The organism is Pseudoalteromonas shioyasakiensis (assembly GCF_024518675.1).
GTDB lineage: Bacteria > Pseudomonadota > Gammaproteobacteria > Enterobacterales > Alteromonadaceae > Pseudoalteromonas > Pseudoalteromonas shioyasakiensis_B.
Genome location: NZ_JANIGL010000001.1, coordinates 801227 through 828055, shown reverse-complemented (window position 1 = coordinate 828055; position 26829 = coordinate 801227). Strand labels below are relative to the sequence as shown.

Genomic DNA, 26829 nt, shown 5'->3' with positions numbered 1-26829 from the left:
ATCTCTTTCTTTTTTTGTATGTTTTATCGGTATATTTGGCTGTATCTCGCAAATTAGTTTAAATATTCGTGAACAAATGTTGGCAGTCGTGATTTTTTTGTTTAGTATCTCTGTATGTTTACAATCTTATGTTGTGAATATTTACAAATGCTAAATAAAAATAACCACAGTATAGTGGTCCAGGGAGAATCAAATGTTAAATAATAAAGTTTCAAAAGCGGTTCGCTTAGCGATTGCTTTTGGTGCAGCATCAACAGCTGCATTCTCAGCGAGCACAATCGCTGCTGAAGAAGGTGTAGAAGAAGTTGAACGTATCGAAGTTACGGGCTCTCGCATCAAACGTACCGACCTTGAAGGCGCATCTCCGGTAAACATCATTACTGCAGAAGACATGCAAGTAGAAGGTAACTTTACAGTAGCCGATGCTCTACGTGGTAGTAGCTTCAACTCTTTCGGTTCATTCTCAGAGCGTTCAGGTAGTTCAGCTCAATCACAAGCAACAATCAATTTACGTGGTGCTGGTTCTAGCCGTACTCTTGTATTGCTTGATGGGAAGCGTATGCCTGGCTCACCAACTTTAGGTGGTCAAGCAGCGAACTTGAACTCTATCCCAATGGCTGCTGTTGAAAGAATCGAAATCCTAACCGATGGTGCTTCTTCAACGTATGGTTCTGATGCAATGGCTGGTGTTGTAAACATCATCATGAAAAAGAATTTTGAAGGCTTACAGTTCCAAGCTGAGGCTGGTCACCGTGAACAAGATGAAGGTACTACTAACTCAGGTTTCTCTGTAACTGCTGGTTATTCTACTGACAAAGGTAATGTAACATTTGCTTTTGATCACCAAAAGCGTGAAGGTATTTCTGATGGCGCACGTGATTACACTAAAGCAAAAATGATTGATGCTGATGGTGATGGTGTAATTCAAGCATATAGCGGTGAAACAATTGGTTGGTCAATTTATGGTGCTACAGTAGCATCTCCTGACTTCTCAGAAGCACAAGCTTCTCCTATTTGTGATGACCTAATTGCAGAGTATGGTGAAGATACTTTCCAAAAAGTAGCAGCCGATAACGATTGGGGCCCTGGTTCAACTTATTGTATGTATGCATTTGCTAATGTTTCTTACAACAAAGCATCTATTGATCGTAATACTGTTTACCTTGATGCGAACTATGAACTTAGCGATGCAGTTGAATGGTATGGTCGAGCTATGTTCGTTCAAAATAGCTCATTTGGTCGTTATGCTCCACCAGCAGCTGCATGGTCAAATATGGAAGCCGATAATCCAGCAAACCCATATGACGAGGCTACTACAGGCTACTGGCGTTGGGTAGGCATTGGTACTCGTGATGGTAATGTTGATGATTACAGTCAAGATTACTTAATGGGTCTACGTGGTGATCTTGAGTGGAATAACGCATTCTGGGATGTTTATTACCACACTAATAAAGCTGACAATAAGTCAGTTGGTGAATATTACCTAAGTTATGGTGGTTTAGCGCACAACACTGCAAATGGAATCGATTTAGGTTCTGATGAAGGTGTTGCAAATATGAAAGCAACTACTTTACAAAGTTCATCTTCAACCTTTAACCAGTATAATGGTGGTATCGGTTTTGATATGTTTGAATTACCAGGTGGTGAAGTTGCTCATTACTTTGGTGCTGAATTCTTAGAGCAAACGTATGCTGATATCTACGATGGCCAATCAGAAGCTGGTTTAATTGGTGGTTCTGCAGGTAACTCTGCTCAGGGTGAACGTGATATTATGGCTTTCTTCTATGAAGCAGCTTTACCTATCATTGATTCAGTTGAGTTGAACCTAGCTGTTCGTTACGATGATTATTCTGACTTCGGTGATAATGTTGCTCCTAAAGCATCTGTTCGTTGGCAAGCTACTGATTCAGTTGTAGTTCGTGCATCTTACTCTGAAGCCTTCCGTGCTCCGGGCCTAGATGAGCTTAATGCTGCGACAACATTTAGTGCAGAAAGCGCAACCGACTACGCACAAGGTGATACTTCACCAAAGCAAGTAGATACTTACTACAAATCTAACTCTGAGTTAGGTCCTGAGACTTCTGAATACACTAACTTAGGTGTAGCTTGGGATGCGACAGATAATATCGGTTTCAAAGTTGATTACTTCAATCTAGCTATTGATGATGTAATTCAAACTAAAACAGTTCAACGTTTACTATCGGATGAATCTGCAGGTTTAATTACAGCGCTAGCTCCAGGTGAAGACACTTCAGGTGAAACCTTCTATCTAGTTCGTGCTGAAACTGGCCGCCTATTAGAAGCAGGTACTGGTTACTTTAACGGTAATGGTTTCGAAATCGAAGGTTTAGATTTAACTCTTTATGGTAGTGTAGACACAAGTGTTGGTACTTTCCGTTACAACTCAGTAAATACTTTTACATTGTCATATGATCAAGAAGTTGGTGGAAGAGTTTATAATACAGCAGGATGGAGTGGTCAACCTGATTACAAATCTAACACTACTCTAAGCTGGTCACTTGATGAACACAGCTTTGCTTGGAACTTAAACTACACTGCATCGACATCTGAAGATGAAGTTCCAGATGCTGACACAGGTATTCTTGTACAAGAAGGTGAGTTAGATGATTGGTTAATTCACAACATCACATATTCTTATGATGCAGGTGATTACGGTACTGTTCGTTTATCTGTTAATAACTTAACAAATGAAGATCCTGTACTTGATTCTGCAGGTGAATACACTAATCCTGATTTATATAATAACTACGGTAGAGACTATCGTGTAACTTATACAATTAGCTTCTAAAGTTTATAAGTTGAATATATAAAGGCTGAATCTTATTCAGCCTTTTTTTTGGGTTGCATTATGAGTAAGCATTGGACAAATTATTGGGAACAAGGCTTTTTAACATCTTTTGGTGGTGCTTTTAAAGGTAACTATCAAGGTGCATTAAAAAGTTTTTGGAAAGACTACGCTCAAGAAATACAAACGAAAGCTTTGATTTTGGATGTAGGGACAGGTAATGGAGCATTAATAGCTTTATTACAAGATCGTACCAACTTAAGTTTTGTTGGAGTTGATAAAGCAGAAGTAAATAAAAAAATAACCAGTCAATTAAATGGAGAGTTTTATTCAAATATTGATGCTAAAGACATGCCATTTAAAGACGGGATGTTTGATATTGTAATCGGTCAATTTTCTATGGAGTATACTGGCTTAAATACTAGTGTTGCTGAGATTTTTAGGGTACTTAAACCTGGAGGAAGCTACTTATTTGTTTGCCATAGCCCAGACTCTATAATTATTGAGCCAAATAGTAAAATATTATTAGAAGCTGAATCTATAAATTCAAATATACTTGAAGATATTTATAGCCTTGCTTTAGCAATACAAAATAAAGATGAAAGCTTAACTCAAACAACTTTAACAAAAGTTAATTCCTATTTAGATAGTCGAGTTGCTGAGCAAAAAAAAGCGTTAACAGGTACGAACTTACAACTCTTCATAGACTTTTTATTAGCAAATAAAAATAAAGATATTGATTTCCTGAAAGCAGTGCAACTATTTGATAAAGAACTCAAGCTTTTAATTTTGAGGTTGAACGAGTTAGTTAACGCGGCAAATAATACAGCCTTGTTAATAGAGGAGTTTAAATCTAATAGCCAGGTCGTCAATGTTGGTGAAATATACGAAAATAATGAACTTATTGCTGTTTATGTAAAAGGAAATTATGGAGTTGATGGATGTACTTAAATGGCGTATATTTTTTAGAACAATACGTTAATGGACAATTATAAAATGGAGATAACATGAAAATAATAAAAATATTTCTAACTTTGGCTTTTCTTTTTTTTACATCATTATCTACTCACGCATACCAAATAACTCAATGTAGCACTGAAGATTGTGTTGATAGATTTAAAGACTTTAAAAAGTATGCGAGAAAAGACATACCGCAAGCTACAGAGGTTTTAGGTACTTTTTATTACAAAGGCTATGGTGTAGAACAAAGCTTTAAAAAAGCCCGTAAATATTACTTAAATAGTGCAAAATACGGTAACCCTAATGCACAGTTTAAGCTCGCTCTTATGATGTTAGAGGGTAAGGGGGGAGACAAAGAGATTAGCCAAGGCATTAACTGGATGGAATGGGCTGCAAGAAATGATATTTTAGCGGCTCATTACTTTTTAGGGTTATATTACCTTGAAGGTGAGTACGTAGATAAAGATGTTGAGTTAGGGAAACAGTTTCTTAAATATGCAGCAACAAAAGAATACCGAAAAGCGCAATACATACTTGGCAAGCTTTATGAGTCGGATGTATTTGGAAAACCGAATAAAGACATAGCTGTTGAATATTATAAGATGTCAGCGTATTTTTATGAACCATCTAACGATCGGTTGCTAGAGTTAGGTATTAAACTACCTCAAACTAATAAAGACGGCAATATTGAAAGAATAGAAGTTGAGTCTGAAAGTTTAGATGATTACTTTGATACCCTTTTAAGCGCATTAAGGTATATGCCTGCTCCAGGAAAGCCAACAGGTTCTAATCTTGTTGGAATGGGCTGTCGTTCTCAAGATTCGAACTGTGGATTTATTGTTGATCCAGCAGAGATAGAGCGCTTCATGAGAGATATGCAAGTTCAATTTGTAGATCCGATTTTAACTAGACATATGAGACCGTTGGATTTGTAATTTTTATTTACTTGATTATAAAAGGGACTTTTAAGGCTAGGTATACTAATGCAAATATCCAACTATCCATGGTAGTTGGATATTTGTCTCCACACAGCTTGTATCAATATTGATTTTTTCTTCTCTGGCAATCACAAGTTTGTCAAATTTTTAATTCCATTGTTAACTGCCTTGGCAGGGTGGATTTCTATCTTTAATCGCCTATTTGTTTTGCAAGGGTCGGTTAGTCATAGATTGCTTTTTCATGATTTAACTATGTGTTTATTCTGCAAGAATAAAGCTTGCAACCCCGAAGTAATTCACCAGCTACGGACCTGAGTCAGCGAGCACAAAAAGTCTTTATAGTTCAAGTAACCCCTTCTGCTGATGGGTGGCAACCACTTTAATTGTCGAAGATTGAATTTAAGTTTTTGTTTCGTCATTAAAAGCATTTGAGGTTACTTTTTTGTTAGAAAAAATACCAAGAGCAATAACCTACATAACAGGCTCAAGCTTGCCCTCAATGTGTGACTTGGAACTGATTGTGAAATAGGTAATTGCACATGTTGATCATCATAACATTAACGAACACAAAGTGGGGAAGTCTAAATAGCTTTGTAGATTAGTATTATTTAATTAATAACAATATGTTGATGTTCTTTTGTAGAAACTGTTACTTGTGTAAATACACCCCCTTCAATGTTAAAAACCTGTTGACTCAAGGGTGTACCTAAGCTTAATATTCTTTAATGAAAAGGGTGCTTATTTGATTCTTTGTGAATTAAATGTCTCTTTTTGGAATCTAAAATAAAAACATATCATAAATATACCCAGGGAAATTCAAATGTTAAATAATAAAATTTCAAAAGCTGTTCGCTTAGCGATTGCTTTTGGTGCAGCATCAACAGCTGCATTTTCTGCAAGCTCAAATGCTGCAGAAGAAGGGGCAGAGAAAGTTGAGCGTATTCAAGTTACTGGTTCGCGTATCCGTACTGATAGTTTTGCTAGTGACGTTCCAATCGATATCATTTCCGTTGAAGATGCGACTAAAGAAGGGATTAAATCTTTAGGTGATTTATTAAGAACCAGTACAGCAGCTGCAGGTTCAAACCAAGTAACAGCGGCACTTAGTGTTGGGTATGTTACAGCCGGTGGTAAAGGTACAGAAACAGCCTCTCTACGTGGTTTAGGTGCGTCTCGTACACTTGTATTATTAAATGGTCGCCGTGCAGGTCCTGCTGGTACTCGTGGTCAAGTACAGGCATTTGATCTTAATACTATTCCATTATCAACAATTGAACGTGTAGAAGTTCTTAAAGATGGTGCATCTTCACTATATGGTTCAGATGCTGTGGCAGGTGTAATTAATATCATTACTAAAAAGGGCGATGATAAATCTGTAACTGTAGATATTAGCGAACCAATGTCAAGTGGCGGTGAAGAGCGACGCATAAACTTCTCTTTTGGTGAAGAGTTTAGTGAAGGCTCATTCCGTGTTACTGCTGATTACAACCAATCTAAAGAATTAAAGCGTGGTCAAAGAGATTACTTCAATTGTACTGAGAGACTATTGACTTATACAGATGGTACTTCAGCCGATCCTATCGACCCTAGAACAGGTAAGGCGCAATGTAGTGAATCACCATATGGATTGTGGGTTTATGGAGCTGGGGCAAGCAATGTTCAATCTGGTGGACCAAACCTAGCTTATGATTACGATGGCTTTTTTGCTGGTAACGGCTTTTCAAACTATAACCAAACAGCGACTCAGCCAGGTGATTTAACGACGCCAGACGGTTGGTATCCAGTTTCTTATGATAAAGAAAGTGATGGTTGGTGGCATTTAGATCATCCATTCCGTGACAATGAGACAATGCTTCCTGAAAATACAGTTTGGTCTGTTTACGCTCAGGGTGATTATAACTTAACTGATGATATTTCAATGTATGGTGAATTTATTCACAGTTCACGTACTACAAATATTGATAACTATCGTCAATTTTGGACTGGTGATGTAGGTGCGCAGCCTGCTTCTAGCTTTGATGGCTTTGACGGCGATGCTTATTTAATGCCAGTTGCTATCTCTGATCATTACTCTTCAGAAACTACTGTTGATTATACGCGTGCGGTTATTGGCTTTGAAGGCTCATTTGGTTTTTGGGATTGGGATGTTTCGTACCAAAATAGTTATAATGATGGCGAATACTATAACGAAATATTCTTACGTGACTCGTTAGTAATGTCACAAAACCAGTTAGCAGCAGGAACTTCATGTAATGGTGAAGTTACAGCTTCAGGTAAAACATGTGTTGATGTTCCATGGTCTGATCCAACATTCTTAGCTGGTGATGTACCTGATGATGTTAGAAACTTTATTTTTGGTGAAGATCTAGGAAACACGATTTATAAGCAGCAAACTTTAGATGCTTATATCACGGGTGACTTATTTGAATTACCAGCAGGTGCGGTTGGTGCTGCATTTGGTATGTCGATTCAAAAAGATGAAATTGATGATACTCCAGGCGAACACACTATCAATGGTAATTCTTGGGGATTAACAAGTGCAGGCCGTACAGCCGGTTCTCAAATTTCACGTTCAGTTTATGGTGAAGTACGTGTTCCTTTATTAGAAGGAATGTTCCTAGCTGAAAACCTTGATTTAACAGCCTCTGCTCGCTGGACTGATGTTGATACTTACGGTAACGACACGACTTATAAGTTAGGTCTAAATTGGGTTATAGTGGATGGGTTTAGTATCCGTGCAAACCGCGGTACTTCTTTCCGTTCTCCAGCATTATATGAACTATACTTAGCTGACCAAAGTAGTTTTGGTTCGCAAACAGCTATTGATCCTTGTATCGATTGGAGCAATGAGTTTGCTGCGGGTAATATCACAGAAACAGTTGCTACTAATTGTCAGGCAGCAGGTGTTCCAGCTGATTATGACATGCCAGGAAGCTCTGCAACTATTTATACTGGTGGTGGTGCTGGTAACCTGACTGCTGAAACTGCAGTGAATGAAACAGCCGGTTTTGTTTGGACAAGTCCAGAAGATACATTTGCTTTCTCAATGGATTACTACGATATTGTAATCTCTGACGAAGTAACGAGCTTATCAGGCTCACAAATTACAAGTGAATGTTACTCATCTAAAGATTTTGCAAATGAACCACTTTGTGATTTATTCACTCGTCGTACAGGTCAAGACGGTGACTATGGTATTGATGTAATTAATAGTGGTTATGTAAACGTTGCAAGCCAGACTGCTCGTGGTATCGACTATAACTTTACTTATCAAGATGACTTTGATTTTGGTTCATTGCGTTTCCGTGTAGAACACACAATGCAAATTGAGCGTAAATACAAAGTATTTGACGATAGTGAAGAAAATAACTTAGTTGGTGAGATGGGTGAGCCTAAGCATGTGGGTAATGTCTCATTACAATATTCTTATGAGAATTACGACATTACATGGACTACTCGTTACGTTGATTCTACAAATGATTACGAATATTTATCAAGTGGAACAAATCTAACTACTTATTATGGCGAAGATGTTACAACTATTCGTGAAACACCTTGGGTGACTTACCACTCACTTTCAGGCTCTGTTGAACTTGATAATGGTTTAGATTTAATGGTAGGCATGGCTAATATATTTGATGAAGAGCCACCAACCGTTTCTGCAAGTGGTACTTATAACGTGGGTAATGCAGCATTATATTCTCAATATGATAATGTTGGCCGCCGAGTATTTGCTAATATTACTTATAACTTCTAATAAGTAGTTAATTAACTCGTAAAGCTCTCCAAGTGAGAGCTTTTTTTTTAAGGATAAATTATGAAAAATCTTCTCGCGCTATTACTGTTAAGCTTGTTTTTTAACTTTAATTGTTTTGCTGTGACAATTAAGAGTGATGTGCTGCAAGCATATGCAAAACATTCACAATATATAGATATTAAACTTTCCCCTGATGGAAAGTATCTTGCCTCTACGTCGAGAAATAATGAAGGAATAATAAGTTTGACGGTTTTGGACTTAACCAAAGGCGAAATTATTTCAGTAACTCGTGGGCGAGGCAAAGAGTCTGTAAGTAGCTTTAGTTGGCTTAATAATGAACGGCTACTACTTACTATGGCTCGAGAGTATGGTTCATTAGAACAACCAAAGCCAACAGGTGAATTAATTTCGATGGATGCTGATGGTAAGAAAATGGTTATTCTTACAGGACCTAGAGCTGAAAATAAAGAGTTTCGTTTTTCTTCAATCATCGACATTCTTCCAAATGAACCAGATCAAGTTCTCATCTATAGCGTGTCTTTTACTTCATCTGAACCATTTGTCGACCTATATCGTATGAAAGTAACTACTGGGCGCAAAAGACCATTAGGACGTATTCCGATGCGTGCATATAAGGGGAGTGGCGTAAGTGTATTTACAAATCAGGACGGTGATGCGCTTGCTGCACAAGGTATAGATCCTAATCAAAATAATAAAATAATTTTATTAGCGCGTGAAAATGTTGATGCTGAATGGAAAACTATTTTAGAGTCATCTGAATATGAGGGTAGCTTTAGTCCACTTTATTTTTTAGACGACGGTGAAACACTATTAGGCCTCAGTGATTTAGAGACTGATACTAAATCAATTGCTACGTTTAATATTAAAACAAAAAAACACAGTGTTATTTTAACGAATAATAAAGCTGATTTGATGCCAATTAATAGTATTGTTAATGGGCAACGAGGTGAATTATTAGGTGCTGCGTTTGAGTATGATAAAATCGATGCGGTGTTCTTGGAGTCGGTTAAAGATACAAATAACCAAGCAATTTTTAAAAGTTTGATGAAATCGTTTGAAGGCCAATCGTTGTCAGTTATCTCAGCTACAAAAGATAATAAATCAATGATTATAAGAACATCTTCAGCAAATTCTCCTTCTAAATTTTATCTATTTGATAACGCCGAGCGTAAGTTATCTGTTCTTACGCAGAGTAAACCATGGCTGACTGAAAATATTATTCCGCAAACAAAAATTATCACTTATAAAAGCCGTGATGGTTTAGAAATAACAGGCTTACTTACATTACCAAATGGGAGTGCAAAAAATTTACCGTTGATATTATTACCTCATGGTGGCCCTCATGGCATTAAGGATTCTACGGTAGCAATTAACAGTGATACAAAAGTATTGGCTAATCATGGATATGCAGTTTTTCAACCTAACTATAGAGGGTCTGGTGGTTTCGGGAAGTCATTCTTAACTAAAGGCTTTAGAAAGTGGGGCACTGATATGATTAACGATATGACTGATGGTGTACATCATTTAATTGAAACAGGTGTTGCAGATAAAGATAGACTTTGTGTCTATGGTGCGTCCTATGGCGGCTATGCTGCATTGCAAAGTGTTATAAATGAACCTGACTTATACAAATGTTCTATTGGCTTTGTTGGGGTGTACGATCTGGACTTAATGTTTACTGAAGGCGATATCCCAGAGAATGACTCGGGTATTAACTACTTAAATACAGTTTTACCTACAGGCCAAGATCGTATTGCACAATCACCCGTTAAGAATGTTGATAAAATCAAAGTTCCTGTATTTATTGTTCAAGGTGAAGATGATGTACGTGTTCCAAAAGAACATGCACTTCGTTTAAAGGCTGAATTTGATAAGCGTAGTATGCCATATGAGTGGTTAATGAAAAGTGGTGAAGGGCATGGCTTTTATAACCCGGAGAATCAAGTAGAGTTATGGCAGAAAATGCTTGTGTTTCTAGATAAACATATTGGTAAGTAAAAAAGGTCATAAAGTACACTTATAGATATTAGCTTATTACCTAATAAGACTTTTCTTGAGAGGGAGCTTAGCGGTATCCCTCAGATTTAAGCTGTCAGCTACTCACTTTTCGGTAGTTGCCAGCTTTTCTTAAAGTCTCTTCAGCGATTAAGAGAGGTTTACCCAATAGCCAACCAAATACCGACCGCTACCATTAAACTACCGGCAATTGTGTTCATCCACTTTATATTATCACCGCGGCTTAAAAATAAGCGTAAACTTTTACCACCCGTTGCATAGGCCATCATACAAACAAATTCACTAACAAGTATCACCGCAACCAAAATACTGAGTTGGGGGGCAATCGCATAATCAATATTAATAAAAGGGGGCAGCAACGAAATCATAAAAGCCCAGCCTTTGGGATTAGCAATGGCAGTAATTAAGCCTTGGCTAAATAGTGTTTTGCGACTTACTTTACTGGTTTGTTGATTATCTAAATTTATTTTTGTCTTATCACCCCACATGCTTATGCCAATAAACACTAAATACGCACCACCGACCCACTTTAAGATTGAAAATGCCTGCGGGTAATTTAGCATGACACTTGCTACACCTAATACAGCCGCGATAGCGACAAGGGCTACACCTAATAACTCACCGAGCATCATCCAAAGGGTGCGTCTTACGCCTATACTCATACCCAATGTCATGGCTAATGTCATACACATGCCTGGAGTTATTGAGACAAAAAAGAATGTTGGTATAAAAACCGCAAGTACTGCTAAATCAACCATTACATCAAATCACTAACTGTTCATTATTATCTTCAGACAATACCAAGAACGAGCCAATTACACCAAAATAATCGTTGTTTGTATAAGGTTTAACAGTCATTAATTCGCTTTTAGATATAAAGCGTGAAATCGTCGACTATTTGAAATATATTTTTGCTTTGTGCGTTGCTTTGAATTAGGATCAATTTAGTTTAAAACCAAGAACTAATGGCCTGTGTCTAGATTATTAATTTTCCTTACCGCATTTTTCCTGTGCTTCTATGTTAAAGCTGTTGAAGTCACTGATCTGTACCAAGATATTTTAAAAGTTGAAGATAAATCTCGAGATGCGCGTTTAACAGCAAGCCGTGCAGCATTATTGAATGTATTGGTCAAAGTAAGTGGTGATCCGTATGCAGATCAAAACCCGCTTGCGAAACAACGTAGTAAAGATATTTCTGATTATATGCTTAAATTTGAATATGATGAGAAAGCAGATGGCACACTGAAACTTGTTGTAAAATTTGAAGCCAATAAAATTAATGCCTTAGTTAAAGAACTCAACTTGCCACTTTGGGGGACTCGCCGACCGTTAGTGGCTATTTGGTTAGCAATTGAAGATAACTGGCGTCGAGAGCTGGTTACTCAAGAAAGTTACCCACAATTAGAACAGCTTATATATGATACTGCAGCCCGCCGAGGTTTACCTGTGGTTGTGCCATTACTCGATTTACAAGATCGAGCATTAGTGGGGATACCTGAAGTGTGGGGTAACTTTTCTGAACCAGTAGAGCAAGCATCAAGTAGATATAGAGCCGAGCGCAGCATTACAGCGCGGTTATATACTCAAAAAGACAGCGAAAACTGGGTACTGGATTGGCGTTTTACAAATGATGACTTATTCGAAGCCAACCGTTTAACAGGTGATAAACAGCAAACTATTGCTCTAATGATAGATAGTTTAGCGGCAGGGCTGGCTGCTGAATATGCGGTTGATCCAAATGCGACAGGCCAGCTTGCAAAAGCGGTCTTTAAACTCAAAGGCACGCAAAGTTTTGTTGATATAGAGCTAGCAAAGAGACGCTTAGAAAGTTTGAGTGTGGTAACAAACGTCGTTATTCGCTCTCGTGATACACAAACTATCTACTTCGAAGTCAATCATACAGGCTCGTTAAGTGACTTTAAAAAAGCACTTGAACTAGATCGTGCATTTGAAGCCTTTATTGACCCTAAAGCCTTCTATCAAGTTGCCTCTGAAGACGACCTTGATTACCAATGGGTTGGGCTATAATGCAGGCGTTAGAGCCCGTGCAAATGGCGTTACCGGTTACATTGCCTGATGATGAAACTTTTGCATCGTATTTTGGTGGTGAGAACTCTTTAGAAGTTAGTCACTTAAAGAATGCATTTAAAAGCCTGGCCAATACGTTTCAATACACATACCTGTGTGGTTTAGGTGATTCAGGTAAATCTCACTTACTCTATGCAACCTGCATTCATGCGCAAGAACGTGGACTCTCCACTATGTTGCTATCCATGCGTGAGGTCATTGATTTTGGGCCAATGGTACTCGATGGGCTGGACGCGCTCGATGTGCTCTGTATCGATGATGTTCATTTAGTGGCTGGCAATGATGCGTGGGAAAAAGCATTATTTAATTTCTTTAACCGGTTTAATGAGCCTGGTAAGTGTTTAGTGGTTACCGCAGACTTATTGCCAGACATGCTTAATATTTCACTCCCTGATTTAGAGTCGCGATTGAAATGGGGAACAACATTTCAAATTCGTTCAATGAGTGACGATGATAAAGCGGAAGCGTTAGTCAAGCGTGCAAATATGCGAGGGCTTGAACTCAGTGATGAGTGTGCTCGTTTTTTATTAACCCGATTGAGCCGTGACATGAGAGCGCTATTAGAAGTGTTAGATAAACTTGACCATGCATCGATGGCGGCGCAGCGAAAACTCACAATTCCTTTTATAAAATCCGCGTTAAAGCTGTAAATACCCCCTTAACTTGCTTTACAAGGTCTGTTAATAAGAAAGAATTCAATAAGATTCGTATAAAGCCTAGAATCTAGTCCTTGGTTTCAGTTATCATTAGTCAACAAAATTGTAATCACCTTCTGTGAAAGATCAGGTATCGAATGAACTTAGAAAATATATTAGCGCAAGCACTTGAGGCGGTGGCCAGTGCCAATGAGATCGCGCAGCTTGAAGAGATCAGGGTTAACTACCTTGGTAAAAAAGGCGAAATCACCAGCTTATTAAAAACACTTGGTAAAATTGCCCCTGAAGAACGTAAAGAAGCCGGTCAAGTTATCAATCAAGCTAAGCAAGACGTACAAATTGCGATTAACGAAAAGCGCGAATTACTTGCCAGCAAAGCACTTGAAGAAAAATTAGCAGCTGAAACAATTGATGTTACTTTGCCAGGACGTGTTATGCCAAGTGGTGGTTTACACCCAGTAACACGCACCATTGAGCGTATTGAAAACTTTTTTGGTGAGTTAGGCTTTGCAGTTAAATCAGGCCCAGAAGTTGAAGATGATTTTCATAACTTTGATGCATTAAACATTCCTGAGCACCATCCAGCCCGAGCTGATCACGATACCTTTTATTTCAACCCGAAACTTGTTTTGCGTACGCAAACAAGTGGTGTACAAATCCGTACCATGGAAGCTGAGCAGCCACCACTGCGTATCATTTCTCCAGGCCGTGTATATCGTAACGATTATGACCAAACCCATACGCCAATGTTTCATCAGGTTGAAGGCTTGATGGTTGACACTGATGTAAGTTTCACAGAACTTAAAGGTATTTTGCACGACTTTTTACGTAACTTCTTTGAAGAAGATATGGAAATTCGATTCCGCCCTTCTTACTTCCCATTTACTGAGCCTTCGGCTGAAGTTGATGTTATGGGTAAAAATGGTAAATGGTTAGAAGTATTAGGCTGCGGCATGGTTCACCCTAATGTACTTAAATCAGTGGGCATTGACCCTGAAAAATACACCGGTTTTGCTTTTGGTATGGGTGTAGAGCGCTTAACTATGTTGCGCTATGGCGTAAATGACTTACGTGCATTTTTCGAAAATGATTTAAAATTCCTAAACCAGTTCCGTTAAGAGTGAAGAAATAAAATGAAATTTAGTGAAAAGTGGTTAAGAGAGTGGGTTAACCCTGCAATTGATACGCAGGCTCTTTCGGAACAGTTATCAATGGCCGGCCTTGAAGTGGATGGTGTTGAGCCAGCGGCAGCAGAATTTAATGGCGTTGTGGTTGGTGAAGTAGTTGAATGCGGACAACACCCTGACGCAGATAAACTACGTGTAACCAAAATCAATGTCGGTGGCGATGAGCTACTTGATATCGTATGTGGTGCACCTAACTGTCGCCAAGGTATTAAGGTTGCAGTAGCAACTGTTGGCGCTGTGTTACCTGGTGATTTTAAAATTAAGAAAGCTAAGCTGCGTGGTCAACCCTCTCACGGCATGCTGTGTGCGTTCGTAGAGCTAGGTATTAGCGAAGAAGGCGATGGCATCATGGAATTGCCATTAGATGCGCCTGTAGGCACCGATTTACGTGAATACTTGAGCCTTGATGATAATATTATCGATGTTGATTTAACGCCTAACCGCGGTGATTGCTTAGGTATTAAAGGCATTGCTCGTGAAGTAGGTGTACTTAACAGCATTGATGTTAAAGCATTAGAGATCCCAGCTGTGGCTGCGACAATCGATGACAAAGTGTCTATCGAATTGGTTAATGAAGATGCGTGCCCGCGTTATTTAGGGCGTGTTATTAAAGGCATCAACCTTAATGCAGAAACACCGCTTTGGATGGTAGAAAAGCTACGTCGTAGTGGCATCCGCTCCATTGACCCTGTGGTTGACGTTACTAATTATGTACTTTTAGAGCTTGGTCACCCAATGCATGCATTTGACTTAAATGCCATTGAAGGCGGTATTAAAGTACGCAGTGCCAATGTTGATGAAGAGCTTGTTTTACTTGACGGTAATACGGCAAAATTAAATGGATCAACCTTGGTTATTGCTGATCATAATAAAGCGCTGGCAATTGCTGGTATTTTTGGTGGTGAGCAATCAGGTGTTACTGAGAAAACGTCAGATATTTTATTAGAAAGCGCGTTTTTTAACCCTGTTGCCATTGCAGGCCAAGCACGTAGCTATGGTTTGCACACAGATGCATCACACCGCTACGAGCGTGGTGTTGACTTTGCATTACAACACGATGCAATGGAGCGCGCTACAGCATTACTGCTTGAGATTGTCGGCGGTGAAGCAGGTCCCGTTGTTGAAGCGATCGCTACAGACAAGTTACCTAAAGTAACTGAAGTGCGCTTGCGTCGCGAGCGCTTAGACAGAGTGATTGGCCATCATATAGCCGATGAAAAAGTAACAGATATTCTTACTCGCTTAGGTTTAGATGTAAAAATTGTAGATGGTGTTTGGAGTGCTGATGTACCAAGCTATCGTTTTGATATCCGTATCGAAGAAGATTTGATTGAAGAAGTGGCACGTGTATTTGGTTACAACAGTATTCCTAATGTAGCACCCACTGCTAAATTAAAAATGACCACCCATAACGAAGCAACTATTGCCGTGAGTAAATTCCGCAATGCACTTGTTACCCGTGGTTATCAAGAAGCTATCACTTACAGTTTTGTTGATCCAAAAGTACAAACAATTCTGCACCCTGACAGCGATGCACTGATCTTACCGCATCCGATTTCAAGTGATATGTCGGCAATGCGTGTAAGCTTAATGCCTGGATTATTAGCATCACTGGTCTATAACCAAAATCGTCAGCAGCCACGTATTCGTTTATTCGAACATGGCCTTAAGTTTTTACGTGATGAAAACGCAGAAAATGGCGTTAATCAAGTAGCTGTTATTGGTGGTGTAATAACCGGCCTTGCCCATGGCGAACATTGGGTTGAAGAAAAGCGTAATGTTGACTTTTATGATTTAAAAGGTGATGTTGAAGCATTACTTTCATTAACAAATGATATAAATCGTTTTGAGATCAAAGCAGAGCAGTCTGATGGTTTACATCCGGGCCAATCTGCAGCTATCTACGTTGATGGCAAAAAAGTAGGTTTCTTTGGTGCAATTCATCCTCAAGTACAAAAATCGTTAGATATTAATAATGCGGCTTATGTGTTTGAAATTGAAATGTCAGCAATTGAAAAAAGAAATTTACCTGAAGCAGTAGGGGTATCTAAGTTCCCTTCAAACCGCCGCGACATCGCTATTTTAGTGGAAGATCAGGTGAAATCTGGCGACATTTTATCAGTGATAGAAAAAGTTGGCGGAAATCAATTGGTTGACCTAAACTTATTCGATGTGTATAAGGGCAAAGGTATTGAGCCAAATTATAAGAGTTTGGCGATTGCTCTAACACTGCAGGCGGTTGATAGAACACTCGAAGAGAAAGATATCAATCAGGTAGTTGATAACGTGGTGGCCGCACTGGCCGAACAGTTTAATGCATCGTTGAGGGACTAGATATGGCGCTTACTAAAGCCGACATAGCTGAACACCTATTTGAAAAACTCGGGATCAATAAAAAAGATGCCAAAGATTTAGTTGAAGCGTTTTTTGAAGAAATCCGCTCAGCGCTTGAAAAAGGCGAGCAGGTTAAGCTCTCTGGATTTGGTAACTTTGATCTTCGTGATAAAAAAGAAAGGCCAGGGCGTAATCCGAAAACAGGAGAAGATATTCCTATTTCGGCGCGTCGAGTGGTCACTTTTAGACCGGGCCAGAAGTTAAAGACTCGTGTTGAAGTAGGCACCAGCAAAACAAAATAAAAAAAGGCAGCGTAAGCTGCCTTTTTCTTTTAAGTTTTATGGCCCGAGTTAATACAGGCATCGATAATTAAAAATCTCTTGGTGACACAAACTGACCATTTTGAATACTATCAAAGGTTTGTTGGGCAAGCGTTTCTAGGCTATCTAAGCTTTTACCTGAAGCTGTGAGTTGGTTTTCAATCGGGATTATCTCTATATTTGTTACGCCAGATAACTGGGCGATTCGAGCAAACGTATAAGCATGTTTATATTTCTCATGTTTATTAAATAAACTAACTAAAGTCATGTAAACTTCAGGGTTAGGTGTTTCATCTGCTTTATTTAGCTCTAATGTTTTATAGAGTAAATCAATGGTTTTTTCTTCATCAAACTTAATGTAATAGGTTGCTAAGAAAAACTGCATTTGTGCATCATTCGTTACACTTGGATCATCTTCTAGCGCTAAAAGTTTAGTCAGCGCAGACTGATCATTATTGCGAGACCAGTGATAATAAAGCAGGCCAGGGTGATTAGTGTCTTCTGTGTCTTGATAAATACGGGTCATTTCTTTGATACTTGTTAGATGACCCTCAACTCGAGAAGTAGTTTTTTCTTTGAGCTTAATGTGTTCAATTTTTGCTGCAAGGGACACACACTGGCTATAAGACTCAAAGCCTTGTAACAAAGAGTATTTATTTTCTTCAGTTGGTTGTTTGTATTCATGGTATCGAGCCATGATCACCTCAGCTCGCTGTTTTTTACAGTGACTGTCTTTATTTAAATCGTTACATAATCCTGGGGTTTCTTTACAAACCTTCGCTTGAGTAAGCGGCTCTTCACACCCGGTTAGTACTAATAAACTTAATAATACACTTGCTCTGAGCAACATCCTTTAACCCTACAGTAATAATTTCTTACTTATTCTAGCGCAATGAATTGATCTGTAACAGTGGAGAATAAAGTGAGTTTAAATTAGAATAGCGCTGTCCACGGTAACAGATTGCTCTCACATGCTAAATTTGTACTGTGGTTATCCGTTCAAAAACTGTTTAATTAGGTAAAAAACATGACCTCATCTCACGAGTTAGAATATACAAATAGCTGGCAAGAGCGCCAAGATTACGCAGAAAGCATGCAACCGATTATAGGTAAACTTTACCGTAATCGTGGTGTTGAAATTGCGGTTTACGGTCGTCCTCTGGTTAATGCAAGCACTATTGATATCATCAAGTCTCATAAAACAGTGGCGCAGTTTGAAGGCACTAAACTACGTCTACGCGAAAGCTTTCCATTTCTTGAAGCTATCAGCAAAATGGACTTAAACTCCGCACGTATTGATATTGGTAAACTTGCCTATGGTTACTTATTTAACGACGCTGCTAAGGGCCGCTCTGTCGAAGAATACTTAAATGATGAACTTGCTGAAATCATTAACTCAACAGCAAAAGAGCCCCGTGATGTAGTGTTATATGGCTTTGGTCGTATTGGCCGTTTACTAGCCCGCTTATTAATTGAAAAATCAGGCCCTTATGCAGATTTACGCTTACGTGCAATTGTTGTACGTGGTGGTAAAGAGGGCGACCTTGAAAAACGTGCAAGCCTTTTACGCCGTGATTCAATTCATGGTCCATTCAATGGATCTATTACTATTGATAAAGAGCGCAATGCAATTAAAGCAAATGGTAGTTATATTCAAATTATCTATGCAAATTCGCCAAGCGAAGTAGACTACACAGCCTATGGCATCGAAAACGCACTGGTTGTCGATAACACAGGTATCTGGAAAGATGAAGCTGGCCTTGGTCAACATTTAGAATCTAAAGGTGCTGCAAAAGTATTATTAACTGCCCCTGCAAAAGGTAACATCAAGAACATCGTTTATGGTGTAAATAACCAAGATATCCTACCTGAAGATAAAATTGTTTGTGCAGCAAGCTGTACCACAAATGCAATTACACCAACACTTAAAGCATTAAACGATAAGTTTGGTATCAATAACGGCCATGTTGAAACGGTTCACTCATATACCAATGACCAAAACCTGATTGATAACTATCATAAAGCGGAACGCCGTGGCCGTGCGGCAGCACTTAACATGGTAATCACCGAGACTGGCGCAGCAAAAGCGGTATCTAAAGCGCTACCAGAGCTTGAAGGCAAGCTAACAGGTAATGCAATCCGTGTTCCTACTCCAAATGTATCGCTTGCTATTTTGAACTTAAACTTAGCAAAAGAGACGACGGTAGAAGAGTTAAACGCTTTCTTACGAGATGCAGCGCTGCACTCTGATTTACGCGACCAAATTGATTACACAGCTTCTACTGAAATTGTATCAACTGACTTAGTTGGCAGCCGTTATGCTGGTGTTGTTGATTCACAAGCGACGATTGTTGATGGCAACCGCGTTGTACTTTATGTTTGGTACGATAATGAATTTGGCTATAGCTGCCAAGTTGTGCGTTGTATGCGTGATATGGCTGAGGTTTCATTCCCAAGCTTGCCACGTTAATCACTAATAGCTAAATGTTTACAAAAAGCCAGCGGATGCTGGCTTTTTTAATCGTGAACTTTTTCCAAAGCTCTAAGCGTGTGGTAGGGTATGTTTATACTCTGCTACATTTTACTAACAAAGCGTTCCCTTATCAGGGGATGTTGTTTAATTTCTAACTAACAAGCGACTGGTTAGGAGTTATTTTTAACCTAAAGGTTTATTTTAGATGAAAATCACCAGTAATTTTGACAGTGGTAATATCAATGTTATTGAAGCCACTGATCCATTAAATATACAGCTTGAAATCAACAAAGATCACGAGTCTGATTTTTTCCAATGGTTTCATTTCCGTCTCGAAACCACGCCTTTTCAGAACCATAAGCTACACATTAATAACCTAGAAAATTCAGCATACCCAGATGGCTGGGCGGATTATCATGCGGTTGCTTCATATGATCGTCAAACATGGTTTCGAGTACCATCAAACTATCAAGACGGTACATTAAGCTTTGAAATAGAACCTGAATGCGGCACCGTGTATTTTGCCTATTTTGCACCGTATAGCTATGAACGCCACCTTGACTTAATTACTTGGGCGCAAAGCCAAGAAGCGTGTCAGCTTGAGACATTAGGTGAAACACTTGATGGCCGTGATATGAGTGTATTACGTGTTGGTGGGGAAAGTGACGAAAATAAAAAAACGATTTGGATCACCGCTCGTCAACACCCAGGCGAAACCATGGCAGAATGGTTTGTCGAAGGTGTATTACACAAGCTGCTTGATGATGAAGACCCTCACGCAGCTGCATTATTATCAAAAGCTATTTTCTATATAGTGCCGAACATGAACCCAGATGGCAGTGTACGTGGGCACCTGCGTACAAATGCAAAAGGGGTTAATTTAAACCGTGAATGGCAAACACCGAGTATGGAAAATAGCCCAGAAGTTTATTTGGTACTTAATAAAATGCGTGAAACAGGCTTAGACATGCATTTGGATATCCACGGTGATGAAGCTATTCCTTATAACTTCTTTGCTGGTAGTGAAGGTATCCCATGTTATGACGAGCGTTTAAAAGGTTTAGAAGATAGCTTTAAAGCAGCAATGCATATTGTAACACCTGAATTTCAGGATGTTCATGGCTATGACAAAGATGAACCAGGCCAAGCTAACTTAACGGTTGGCTCATCTGCGGTTGCACAAGAGTTTAATGCACTTGCTTACACCGTTGAAATGCCATTTAAAGATAATAACGACCTACCAGATCCAGATTATGGCTGGTCTGATCGTCGTTCTTATCAGTTTGGTCAAGACACGTTAGCGGCAATTGTTAATGTAGTTGATAAGCTTAGATAATCACTAAGTAATGGGCATTAACTAAGGCTGATGCCCATTACAATATGAGCGATAACTTTATTGTAAATTCAGCAGGAAACTCTTTAGTTGTTTAAATATAAAACAAAAATTTGAATAATATTTCATAAAGTTTGTGCGGGCAGTTGAATAAATTAGTGATAATGAAAATTAAGTGTTAACTAAAGTGATTGGTTTAAGTTAATATGAAAAAAGCTGAAAGTTAATTAAGCTTTCTTATTTATTACGTATGTCGCGCATTCTGAGTAACTAAAACAGAGTCTCGTAACTAAAAATAAAAAATATAATTATAGAGGATATCCATGGAAGCTTTTGTAAGTGCCGTTAATGACGTAGTTTGGAGTAGCGCACTCATTTACTTATGTCTAGGCGCAGGTCTATTTTATTCAATTCTAACTCGCTTTGCCCAGGTTAGACACTTTAAAGAAATGTGTAAACTGTTACTCACTTCTAACCGTTCAACTACGGGTATTTCGTCTTTCCAAGCTCTTGCCGTTTCATTATCTGGACGTGTTGGGGTAGGTAACATCGCAGGTGTAGCTGCTGCAATCGGTTTTGGTGGCCCAGGGGCAATTTTTTGGATGTGGGTTGTTGCATTCTTAGGTGCGAGTACTGCATATGCAGAGTCTACATTAGGGCAAATTTATAAAACAGAAGAAGACGGCCAATATCGGGGTGGCCCAGCTTACTATTTTGATCGTTGCTTAGAGCAAAAGTGGTTGGGTATTTTATTTGCCGTTTCTGCAATTATAGCGTGTGGTGTATTTTTACCCGGTGTTCAAGCCAATGCCGTCGGTAACGCGTTTACCCAAGTATTTGGTAATGGTGAAATGGTATCAACGAGTTTTGGTGAGGTTGGTACATTTAAATTAGTGGCATTAGCGATTATTTTAATTGTGTTAGCCTTTATTATTTTTGGTGGCATTAAGCGTATTGCTAATTTTACCCAAGTAGTCGTGCCATTTATGGCGCTAGGTTACATTGTATTAGCGTTGATCGTGGTATTTTTAAATGTTGATAAAGTACCGGGAATCTTCTCATTGATTTTCTCAGATGCATTTACAGCACAAGCTGGTTTTGGTGCAGCGATTGGCTGGGGTGTAAAACGTGGTATTTACTCTAACGAAGCAGGGCAAGGTACAGGCCCACATGCAGCGGCTGCTGCAGAAGTTGATCACCCAGCACAACAAGGCTTAGTACAAGCTTTTTCAGTGTATGTTGATACCATTTTTGTCTGTACAGCGACCGCATTAATGATATTAATCACTCAACAATACAATGTTGTTGGTGAACTACCCGCTGGGCAATTTATTGTACAAAATGTTGATGCTGCAACCGAAGTTGGCTCAGCTGCATTTACTCAAATGGCTTTATTTAGTGTATTTGGTGGATTTGGCGAAGCCTTTGTTGGTGTCGCTTTATTCTTCTTCGCGTTTACCACAATTCTTGCGTATTACTACATTGCAGAAACCAATGTGGCTTATCTAAACCGTTACTTTAAAGGCAGCATCCCACTTTTAATCGTTAAGTTGGTTATTATGTTTATGGTGGCATACGGCATGGTTAATAATTCTGGCTACATCTGGAGTATTGGTGATATTGGTGTAGGGCTGATGGCATGGATCAACATTGTAGGTATATTGGCTATTTTCTTTGTTGCAAAGCCTGCTCTGAATTGTTTACGCGATTACGAAGAACAAAAGAAAGCCGGTGGTGAAATTACATTTGACCCGGTTAAATTAGGCATAAAAAATGCGACTTTCTGGGAAAAGCGGTTAGAACAAAAGAGAAAAGAAAAAAGCAATTTAGCTGACTAACGCTTTTATTGTTTTGATATCGCAGTGCACTTTGCACTATTTTTGAATCTTCACAATTGAGTGAAATTGAAAAAAGACATCGACCAATAAAACACGTACAATAAAGAGCGCCGCAAGGCGCTTTTTTTATGCGAAGTATGGAGAGAAGTATGGCGATTGTTAGTTGTCCTAATTGTAATAAGTCGATATCAGATAAACATAAGCAGTGCCCTCACTGTGAAAATAATGTGGCAGAGCTTAACGACGAGCAACGTCAGCAATTAGCGCGTGAAAAACGCATTCAAAAACAACAAATGTTTATGAACCACTCCTTTTTAGCATTATTTATATTCTTAGGTGGTTTCTTCTGCTTATACTTCTTACAGCCAGAGCCAAAAAGCACTAATTGGTATGCATGTACCGCTGCGATAGGCATTGGTTGTATTTGGTATTTAATTAACCGCGTTATTTTAGTAACACTCAAGAAGAAAAAATGACATGAACATCGACAATCTTGTAAATAGCATTACCCCCGAATTGTATGAACGTTTGCAGTACGGTGCAGCAACAGGCAAATGGCCGGATGGCACAGTATTAAGTGACGAGCAAAAAGAGCAAACCGTACAATTAGTTATGCTTTATCAAGCCAAAGTAGCCCAGTCGAATGAGCAATTCACTATTGGCGCTAATGGCGAGATGGTACAAAAAACCAAAGCACAACTACAAAAAGAATTCACCGCAGATAACGAAATAGCAAGGTTTAGTGAACATGATCTTTAAACATCTTTTTACCCCAAAGTGGAAGCACCCAAAACAACAAGTTCGTTTAGAGGCGATTGAAAAATTAGATGTTGAGCGTGACGCAACTATTTTAAGTTCACTGGCACTGGATGATAATTCGGCCGAAATACGTAAAAAAGCACTTAATAAAGTAAACGATTTAGTACTTTGGTGGAAAGCCTATAAGCAAGATCAAAGCTTAAAAGATTTAGCTGAACAGCATATTTATAACGCGGTACTAGCCAATGAACAAGCACTTTCTAGCGATATAAAAAACGAATACATTGAACGCTTTGCACCGATTAAAACGCTTGAAAAATTAGCTTTCGCAGAAAAAGAGCTACAAGTAAGAGTTAAGCTATTAAAGCGTTTAGCAAACCCTAAGCTAACTGAAAAAGCCTTTAAAGAAGGCACCGCTGAACTACAGCAGTACCTTGTTGAGTTGGTTATTAATCAACAATTAGCAAAGAATTTAGTTAAGCATGCCCAAGGTGAAGCAAAAACCGCATTGCAAGCGCACCTAGAAAATGAGCGTTTAGCAGCTGAAATGCCAGTACAAGTACAAAATGACACGCGTGTGATTTTAGCAAAGCTTAACGCATTACGTGATAAGCAAGATTATGAACAAGTAAATGAGCAAAACACACTATTGACTGCTCAGTGGCAAGCTTTGGAATTAAAATGGTTAAGTGCCGAGCAAGTTGCAAGCTTAGATGAGAAGTATCAATCTATTACGGCTAAATTAGCGGCACACTTAGCTCAACTTCAAGAGCAGCATGAGCAACAGCATGCACTATTAATGCAAAAGCAACGAGAGGTTTTAGCCATTGCGAACCTTGAGGCTTTAAGCGAAGAAATTGAAAATGCACTTCAACTTGGCTTAGAAACGCCTGAGCAAATTCAACAAGATTGGCTTGATGCAAAAGTAGAACAAGCAAAAACCGCAATCACACAAAGTGAGCTTGGCGAGAGTGAGCAAAAAAACACGGTAGTAAATAAGCTGACTCAATTATTTAAGCAAGTCGCACAATTACCACAATTGACACAAGCTATAAGTGATTTTAAGCAGGCTTTAGAAAAATTAAGCGAAATCCCAACTGAAGTCGATAAAACCACTTTCGACCAAGTCAGCCGCGATTTTGACTTGGCATATAAAACAGCGAATGCGCCTTTAAAACAATTACCAACATCATTGCAGGGGCCATTTAAAGCCCAGCTAGAAGCGAAAAAACGCGCTTGGCAACAAGCAGTAGAGCCGTTGAGTTCGCAGTTAAGCAAAAGCAAACAACAAGCGAGCCGTAAAGGACGTGATGTTAAACGTTTAATTGAGCAGGGTCGCTTTAACGTGGCTTTTGGTGTGTTTAAAGGGTTTATTGAGCTTTACGATACACTCACCCCTGCATATGCTCAGCAACTTGATAAACTTAAGGCAGAGCTTGAACAGCAATTAGCCGATGCCCGTGACTGGCAAAAGTATGCCTCTGCGCCTAAGCGAGAAGAGCTACTGGCTGAGATTACAGCCCAATTAGCATTGCCATGTACTGATGCAAAAGCACGCGCTAGCGAAGTTAAAACTTTACGCCGGCGTTGGAATGAACTGGGTCGTTTAGACACAGAGCAAGAGCAACAGCAAGGTAAAGAGTTTGATGAAAAGATTGAGCTTTTGTTTGCACCATGTCGTGAGCATTTTGCGCAGCTAGAGCAACAACGAGAGCAAATCAAACAGCAACGTGAAGCTGTTATCGCGCAAATGAATACACTGGCACAAACAAACACAGAGATAGACGCTTTTGACTGGAAAGAGTTTGAAAGCCAATATAATCGACTTAACAAAGCATGGCGTAATGCCGGAAACGTTGAACCAAAAGTTTACCGAGCTTTACAAGCACAATACAAACCGCATCAACAAGCTGTATTTAATGCACTCAATGCGTTTCATAAAGCCAATAGTGCAGCAAAGAATGCGCTTGTTGAGCAAGCTGAGCAACTAAGCCAAGCAGATGATTTAGCCGCGGCGTGTCAGCAGTTAAAAGAGCTGCAACAGCAGTGGCAAAAAGTTGGCTTTGCCGGTGTGAAAGCTGAAAACGCATTATGGCAGAAGTTTCGTCAATTTAACGATTTAACATTTGCTAAGCGTAGTGAGGAGTTTGCACAACACAAAGAGCAGCAAGCTGCCGATAATGCAATTATTGCCGAACAACTTGTTGAGTTAGAAGAGGCATTACCTGCTGTTAATCAAAAGGCACAGTTACTTGATTTAAAAACAAAAGTTATTGCTTTACCGCACGCAAAAGAGCTTGCATCGAGAGTGCATACATTACAAAGCAATATTGATGCAAAACTTGCTGAGTTAACAGAGCAAGCAGAAAAAGCCGATTTTGCTGCTTTGTTTAGTGCACTTGAACAGCACCAATCGATTCCGACTCAATGGCAAGCAAATCCGAGCACTAAGCTCATGACTGAGCAGCTATTGATCCGTATGGAGATATTGGCAAACGTAGATAGCCCCGCAGGCAGTGAACGTATGGCTGAGCAAGTGGCGATGCTTGATGACAAACACCGTGGCGAACAAGCTGATTTACAGTTTTATTTAAAACAATTACTCGCGCTCAGTGCAGGTTCAGTTGATGCTGACACACTAACGCGATTAAAAACGGTTTTTGCTCAATAAAAGTTTGGCGAAATAAAGTTAAATAAAGCCGCAACTTATGCGGCTTTATTTTTGAAAGGAAAAAACATGAAGTATATTTTATTGCTTGGCTGCTTATTTTTATCGGCGTGTAATACCACAAATGGCGTTTCAGTTTATTCATTTACTAATAGTGAGATAGAGTCTGTATTAAATCAGCAGCTCCCTAAGTTAAGTGAGCAGGTGAAGTTGATGGGGTTACCGGTTCAGTTTGATGTTAATGATTTAAGTGTAAATGTTGGCCCAGACAACCGCGATGTCGTGGTTCTTGGTGCTGACTCAAGCGCAATCATTAATGCGTTTGCACTTAAATACCCTGTGCGGTTGAAGTTACAAATTGAAGGCGCTCCTTTTTATGATAGTGAGCAAAAGGCGGTATTTTTACGAAATGTAAAGTTGCTCGACTCATCGATTGATGCAGGGGGCTTTAAAGGCAATCTAGGTGTGCTTGATGATGAAGCGATGAAGGTCATCAATGGGTTTTTAGCCGTTAACCCTGTATATAAGCTCAATATGAACGATCCTAAAGTCGCTTTATTGAGTAAATTACCGCTAGATATGAAGGTTGAGCAGGGTGCTATTAAGCTCGTACCGAGTATGTAGCAAACTTACAAAAAAGCCCTGATTTGATCAGGGCTTTTGATTTAAGGGACA

General features: G+C 39.2%; 19 protein-coding genes. 17 read left to right on the top strand and 2 right to left on the bottom strand.

Annotated features, from left to right (window positions below; translation table 11 throughout):
• Nucleotides 1-193 precede the first annotated feature (193 nt).
• The 5 genes from NQT69_RS03570 to NQT69_RS03550 all read left to right on the top strand — a co-directional run bounded on the left by NQT69_RS03570 (nucleotide 194) and on the right by NQT69_RS03550 (nucleotide 10480).
• A complete protein-coding gene (locus NQT69_RS03570) occupies nucleotides 194-2809 on the top strand; it encodes a TonB-dependent receptor (protein WP_256826332.1) in 2616 nt (871 codons plus the stop codon).
• A gap of 60 nt (nucleotides 2810-2869) precedes the next feature.
• Nucleotides 2870-3757, top strand: a complete 888-nt coding sequence (locus NQT69_RS03565) for a class I SAM-dependent methyltransferase (RefSeq protein WP_256826331.1) — start codon at nucleotides 2870-2872, stop codon at nucleotides 3755-3757.
• 56 nt (nucleotides 3758-3813) lie between these two features.
• Nucleotides 3814-4701 carry a tetratricopeptide repeat protein gene (locus tag NQT69_RS03560; RefSeq protein ID WP_256826330.1) on the top strand — a complete coding sequence of 296 codons (888 nt, stop codon included), beginning with the start codon at nucleotides 3814-3816 and terminating at the stop codon, nucleotides 4699-4701.
• A gap of 823 nt (nucleotides 4702-5524) precedes the next feature.
• Nucleotides 5525-8461, top strand: coding sequence for a TonB-dependent receptor domain-containing protein (locus NQT69_RS03555; RefSeq protein ID WP_256826329.1), 2937 nt, complete (start codon nucleotides 5525-5527; stop codon nucleotides 8459-8461).
• A 60-nt stretch (nucleotides 8462-8521) separates the two neighbouring features.
• The gene (locus NQT69_RS03550; RefSeq protein ID WP_256826328.1) at nucleotides 8522-10480 is read left to right on the top strand and encodes a S9 family peptidase; all 1959 of its coding nucleotides are present in this window, start codon (nucleotides 8522-8524) and stop codon (nucleotides 10478-10480) included.
• Between the two features lie 158 nt (nucleotides 10481-10638).
• On the opposite strand, the gene NQT69_RS03545 is transcribed toward NQT69_RS03550, so the two are convergent.
• On the bottom strand, nucleotides 10639-11256 hold the full coding sequence (locus NQT69_RS03545; protein ID WP_256826327.1) for a LysE family translocator: 618 nt from the start codon (nucleotides 11254-11256) through the stop codon (nucleotides 10639-10641).
• Nucleotides 11257-11470: 214 nt separating this feature from the next.
• On the opposite strand from NQT69_RS03545, the gene NQT69_RS03540 reads away from it, so the two are divergent.
• From NQT69_RS03540 to ihfA, 5 genes are all read left to right on the top strand, one after another.
• A complete protein-coding gene (locus NQT69_RS03540; protein ID WP_256826326.1) occupies nucleotides 11471-12526 on the top strand; it encodes a DUF2066 domain-containing protein in 1056 nt (351 codons plus the stop codon).
• The gene (gene hda, locus NQT69_RS03535) at nucleotides 12526-13236 is read left to right on the top strand and encodes a DnaA inactivator Hda (protein WP_256826325.1); all 711 of its coding nucleotides are present in this window, start codon (nucleotides 12526-12528) and stop codon (nucleotides 13234-13236) included. The genes NQT69_RS03540 and hda overlap by 1 nt, the downstream gene beginning before the upstream one ends.
• 143 nt (nucleotides 13237-13379) lie before the next feature.
• Complete coding sequence (gene pheS, locus NQT69_RS03530; protein WP_256826324.1) at nucleotides 13380-14360, top strand: phenylalanine--tRNA ligase subunit alpha; 981 nt, start codon at nucleotides 13380-13382, stop codon at nucleotides 14358-14360.
• Nucleotides 14361-14375: 15 nt separating this feature from the next.
• Nucleotides 14376-16763, top strand: a complete 2388-nt coding sequence (gene pheT, locus NQT69_RS03525; RefSeq protein WP_256826323.1) for a phenylalanine--tRNA ligase subunit beta — start codon at nucleotides 14376-14378, stop codon at nucleotides 16761-16763.
• A gap of 2 nt (nucleotides 16764-16765) precedes the next feature.
• On the top strand, nucleotides 16766-17065 hold the full coding sequence (gene ihfA, locus NQT69_RS03520) for an integration host factor subunit alpha (RefSeq protein WP_256826322.1): 300 nt from the start codon (nucleotides 16766-16768) through the stop codon (nucleotides 17063-17065).
• 67 nt (nucleotides 17066-17132) lie between these two features.
• Here the strand turns inward: ihfA and NQT69_RS03515 are convergent, their stop codons facing one another.
• Nucleotides 17133-17933, bottom strand: coding sequence for a DUF2989 domain-containing protein (locus NQT69_RS03515; RefSeq protein WP_256826321.1), 801 nt, complete (start codon nucleotides 17931-17933; stop codon nucleotides 17133-17135).
• Nucleotides 17934-18110: 177 nt separating this feature from the next.
• On the opposite strand from NQT69_RS03515, the gene NQT69_RS03510 reads away from it, so the two are divergent.
• The 7 genes from NQT69_RS03510 to NQT69_RS03480 all read left to right on the top strand — a co-directional run bounded on the left by NQT69_RS03510 (nucleotide 18111) and on the right by NQT69_RS03480 (nucleotide 26778).
• A complete protein-coding gene (locus tag NQT69_RS03510) occupies nucleotides 18111-19553 on the top strand; it encodes a glyceraldehyde-3-phosphate dehydrogenase (RefSeq protein ID WP_256826320.1) in 1443 nt (480 codons plus the stop codon).
• Between the two features lie 208 nt (nucleotides 19554-19761).
• Nucleotides 19762-20892 (top strand): M14 family metallopeptidase, encoded by a 1131-nt coding sequence (locus NQT69_RS03505; protein WP_256826319.1) that lies wholly within the window; start codon nucleotides 19762-19764, stop codon nucleotides 20890-20892.
• A 320-nt stretch (nucleotides 20893-21212) separates the two neighbouring features.
• Complete coding sequence (locus tag NQT69_RS03500) at nucleotides 21213-22727, top strand: alanine/glycine:cation symporter family protein (RefSeq protein WP_256826318.1); 1515 nt, start codon at nucleotides 21213-21215, stop codon at nucleotides 22725-22727.
• A gap of 149 nt (nucleotides 22728-22876) precedes the next feature.
• Nucleotides 22877-23203: a hypothetical protein gene (locus NQT69_RS03495; RefSeq protein WP_256826317.1), complete on the top strand. Its 327-nt coding sequence runs from the start codon at nucleotides 22877-22879 to the stop codon at nucleotides 23201-23203.
• A gap of 1 nt (nucleotide 23204) precedes the next feature.
• Nucleotides 23205-23486 (top strand): YeaC family protein, encoded by a 282-nt coding sequence (locus NQT69_RS03490; RefSeq protein WP_256826316.1) that lies wholly within the window; start codon nucleotides 23205-23207, stop codon nucleotides 23484-23486.
• Entirely contained in the window at nucleotides 23476-26157 is a 2682-nt protein-coding gene (locus tag NQT69_RS03485) for a DUF349 domain-containing protein (RefSeq protein WP_256826315.1), read from the top strand. The genes NQT69_RS03490 and NQT69_RS03485 overlap by 11 nt, the downstream gene beginning before the upstream one ends.
• A gap of 66 nt (nucleotides 26158-26223) precedes the next feature.
• Nucleotides 26224-26778 (top strand): DUF1439 domain-containing protein, encoded by a 555-nt coding sequence (locus tag NQT69_RS03480; RefSeq protein WP_256826314.1) that lies wholly within the window; start codon nucleotides 26224-26226, stop codon nucleotides 26776-26778.
• The last annotated feature ends 51 nt before the right edge of the window (nucleotides 26779-26829 follow it).

Bases quoted from the DNA above. Each gene is read 5' to 3' on its own strand.
- ihfA (WP_256826322.1), top strand. From the start codon at position 16,766: ATGGCGCTTACTAAAGCCGACATAGCTGAACACCTATTTGAAAAACTC.
- NQT69_RS03560 (WP_256826330.1), top strand. From the start codon at position 3,814: ATGAAAATAATAAAAATATTTCTAACTTTGGCTTTTCTTTTTTTTACA.
- NQT69_RS03505 (WP_256826319.1), top strand. From the start codon at position 19,762: ATGAAAATCACCAGTAATTTTGACAGTGGTAATATCAATGTTATTGAA.
- NQT69_RS03555 (WP_256826329.1), top strand. From the start codon at position 5,525: ATGTTAAATAATAAAATTTCAAAAGCTGTTCGCTTAGCGATTGCTTTT.
- NQT69_RS03495 (WP_256826317.1), top strand. From the start codon at position 22,877: ATGGCGATTGTTAGTTGTCCTAATTGTAATAAGTCGATATCAGATAAA.
- NQT69_RS03485 (WP_256826315.1), top strand. From the start codon at position 23,476: ATGATCTTTAAACATCTTTTTACCCCAAAGTGGAAGCACCCAAAACAA.
- NQT69_RS03500 (WP_256826318.1), top strand. From the start codon at position 21,213: ATGGAAGCTTTTGTAAGTGCCGTTAATGACGTAGTTTGGAGTAGCGCA.
- NQT69_RS03550 (WP_256826328.1), top strand. From the start codon at position 8,522: ATGAAAAATCTTCTCGCGCTATTACTGTTAAGCTTGTTTTTTAACTTT.
- NQT69_RS03490 (WP_256826316.1), top strand. From the start codon at position 23,205: ATGAACATCGACAATCTTGTAAATAGCATTACCCCCGAATTGTATGAA.
- hda (WP_256826325.1), top strand. From the start codon at position 12,526: ATGCAGGCGTTAGAGCCCGTGCAAATGGCGTTACCGGTTACATTGCCT.
- NQT69_RS03515 (WP_256826321.1), bottom strand. From the start codon at position 17,933: ATGTTGCTCAGAGCAAGTGTATTATTAAGTTTATTAGTACTAACCGGG.
- NQT69_RS03570 (WP_256826332.1), top strand. From the start codon at position 194: ATGTTAAATAATAAAGTTTCAAAAGCGGTTCGCTTAGCGATTGCTTTT.
- NQT69_RS03480 (WP_256826314.1), top strand. From the start codon at position 26,224: ATGAAGTATATTTTATTGCTTGGCTGCTTATTTTTATCGGCGTGTAAT.
- NQT69_RS03565 (WP_256826331.1), top strand. From the start codon at position 2,870: ATGAGTAAGCATTGGACAAATTATTGGGAACAAGGCTTTTTAACATCT.
- NQT69_RS03510 (WP_256826320.1), top strand. From the start codon at position 18,111: ATGACCTCATCTCACGAGTTAGAATATACAAATAGCTGGCAAGAGCGC.
- pheS (WP_256826324.1), top strand. From the start codon at position 13,380: ATGAACTTAGAAAATATATTAGCGCAAGCACTTGAGGCGGTGGCCAGT.
- pheT (WP_256826323.1), top strand. From the start codon at position 14,376: ATGAAATTTAGTGAAAAGTGGTTAAGAGAGTGGGTTAACCCTGCAATT.
- NQT69_RS03545 (WP_256826327.1), bottom strand. From the start codon at position 11,256: ATGGTTGATTTAGCAGTACTTGCGGTTTTTATACCAACATTCTTTTTT.